A 2,081-nucleotide genomic window follows, 5' to 3' on the forward strand; every position below is an offset into this window, starting at 1 on the left:
GTCCCCGCCGTCGTGGCGGTGGTCGCCACCCTCGTGCCGGTCACCGCCCCAACCCTCGTGGCGGGGGTCGCCGCCCCCGTGATGCTGGGGGACGCAGGACGGTGCGGTGCCGCAGTTGAACCGGAGGACACCGAGGGCCTCCCGGCCGGGCAGGAGGCCGGCCTTCTGGGAGACAAGTTCGTCGACGTTGAGCATTGTCATATCTTTCCGTTTGGAATCTGGAGAGAATTGCGCCGGGCTCCGGAGCCGCTGACGAGAGGGGGATGAACCGACCCTGGAGCCCGACGAAAGAAAAGCTATGGCTCGGACTTGCGGATTTTCAAGCCGCGCCGTTTCCGCCGCTCAGAGGATTCCGCCGTTTTCGCGCGGATCACGGCGGCGTATTTCGGGTGTTCGAGCCGGTCGAAGGGCGCAGCGGCGCCGTGGGAACTCGCCGCTTCTGCTCGCCCAAATTCCCCAGCGGCGTGCGTGTCGGTGCGGGGACGTCGCGGTGGCCCGGGTGGTGCCGTGGGGACGTGCAGGGGCAGGCGGGGCGCAGGTCAAGGAGGCGCAGCGCGCGCGTGAAGGAGGCATAACTACGCTGGTAGCCCAGCGCGGTGATGTCCGCGTACAGGGCGGCGGCGCTCAGGTGGGGGTTGTCGGCGAGGCGCTGTCTGCAGCGGTCCACGAAGGGGCCCAGCGCACCGGGGGCGTGACCGCGGGCGGCTGTGCTGCGCCGACCGTTGAGGTAAGCGCGAATGGTGGACCGGTCCCGCCCCAGATGGCGTGCGATCGCTGTGATCGTGTAACCGGCCCGGGCGAGCACGTGGACTTCCCGTTCTTCTTGCTGAGTCAGCATTCCTCGTACCTTCTTACGCTCGTGCGCCCCACTGCTCCAGGGCATACTCGGACATGCCGAAATAGCTGCCCCACCTGAATACGGGGGCGGCTGTTCGGGCATGTGCGGGGGTGCGGGGATTTCCCGCCGGTCTACCGCGGCGAAGAGGCGCTGGCGTTGACGAGTCTGCGCAGCGCGGTGCGTTCGGCGGGGGTCGTGGCGCCCCAGATGCCGGTGGGCGCGAGGTGGGGGTTGGCCAGAGCCCAGGCCAGGCAGGGGTTCTGCTGGGGGCAGACGCGGCAGGCGAGGACGGCGGCGCGGACCTCGGAGCGGTCGTGGTTGTAGTGGGTGGGGAAGTAGTCGTCGGGGCGGGTCCGGCAGGGTTCGGTGCCGGCGAAGCGCGGCAGGGGGTGGTCGGGTTCGACGATCGGCCGCGGGGGTGCGGGGTAGTGCAGATGGCCGGTGGGTGCGGTCATGGAGGGATGCGTCCTTGGCGTTGACGGGGCGTCAGCTGGCGTGGTCGGCGTGAGGGCCGGCGATCGGGGGTGCGACAGGGGCGGGAGCGTCGACGCCGGGGCCGGTGAGGGCGGCGCCGTCCATAACGGCGTCGCGGGATGCGTGAGCCGTGCCGGGGGCGGCGGCGATCGTGCCGAGGCTGGTGGCGGCCAGCAGCAGGGCCCGGGCGGTGCGTCGGGGAGCGCGGGAGGGCGGCACGGGGGCGCGGTGGCGGTTGGCGGCTGTCATGGGAGGGTCTCCTTTGTGTCCGGACGGGCGTGTCAGCTGCCTCGGTGGGTCCGGTTGGTCGAACTGGCGGCGGCGCCTGACGGCATCGGTTGCGCGGTCGGTGAACGGGTGGCTGGAGCGGGCGCGGTGGGGCTCGTGCTGGGACCGGCGGATGTCGGGCCGGCGCGGGGTGACGGGGTCGCACTGCTTGCCGTGCCGGTGGGCGTGGCCGTGAGGCGGGCGCCCGTCGAGGGTGCGGATCCGGATGCGGACGCGGGAGCGGACGTCGTCGCCTGGGGCGCCGGGCTGGGTACGGCCGTCGGCGTGGCTCCTGCGGTCGCTGTCGGCGTCGGCGTGCCGACGGGGGAGTCGGCTGCGGGGCGCCGGTGGATGCGCCGGGTCCGGGAGCGGTGGGTGACGGATGGGCTCGGTTGGACGGTGGGGACGCCGGGTTGGAGCACGGGGACGATCGGCGGCTGGGCCGGCAGCGGTTTGGGGGTGAGGCCGACGAACCAGGCGCAGCACAGTGCGCCCGCGGTGG

4 protein-coding genes and 1 pseudogene are annotated in these 2,081 nt (G+C 72.6%); 1 reads left to right on the forward strand and 4 read right to left on the reverse strand.

All coding sequences use genetic code 11. From position 1 onward, the window contains the following. The 4 genes from TR50_RS49610 to TR50_RS42160 all read right to left on the reverse strand — a co-directional run. On the reverse strand, positions 1-195 hold a 195-nt coding region (locus TR50_RS49610), incomplete at its 3' end, for a hypothetical protein (protein WP_042436093.1). A gap of 175 nt (positions 196-370) precedes the next feature. Further along, positions 371-838, reverse strand: coding sequence for a helix-turn-helix domain-containing protein (locus TR50_RS46415; protein WP_160311294.1), 468 nt, complete (start codon positions 836-838; stop codon positions 371-373). A 131-nt stretch (positions 839-969) separates the two neighbouring features. Beyond that, positions 970-1,293 carry a WhiB family transcriptional regulator gene (locus tag TR50_RS42155; RefSeq protein ID WP_042436096.1) on the reverse strand — a complete coding sequence of 108 codons (324 nt, stop codon included), beginning with the start codon at positions 1,291-1,293 and terminating at the stop codon, positions 970-972. A gap of 31 nt (positions 1,294-1,324) precedes the next feature. Beyond that, on the reverse strand, positions 1,325-1,561 hold the full coding sequence (locus TR50_RS42160) for a hypothetical protein (protein WP_042436099.1): 237 nt from the start codon (positions 1,559-1,561) through the stop codon (positions 1,325-1,327). Between the two features lie 54 nt (positions 1,562-1,615). On the opposite strand from TR50_RS42160, the pseudogene TR50_RS49615 reads away from it, so the two are divergent. Next, positions 1,616-2,081: pseudogene (locus TR50_RS49615) on the forward strand (hypothetical protein); the annotation flags it as partial.

Origin of the sequence: Streptacidiphilus anmyonensis, assembly GCF_000787855.1 — a bacterium.
GTDB lineage: Bacteria > Actinomycetota > Actinomycetes > Streptomycetales > Streptomycetaceae > Streptacidiphilus > Streptacidiphilus anmyonensis.

Coding starts and splice junctions, on each gene's coding strand:
- TR50_RS46415 (WP_160311294.1), bottom strand. CDS start 838: ATGCTGACTCAGCAAGAAGAACGGGAAGTCCACGTGCTCGCCCGGGCC.
- TR50_RS42155 (WP_042436096.1), bottom strand. CDS start 1,293: ATGACCGCACCCACCGGCCATCTGCACTACCCCGCACCCCCGCGGCCG.
- TR50_RS42160 (WP_042436099.1), bottom strand. CDS start 1,561: ATGACAGCCGCCAACCGCCACCGCGCCCCCGTGCCGCCCTCCCGCGCT.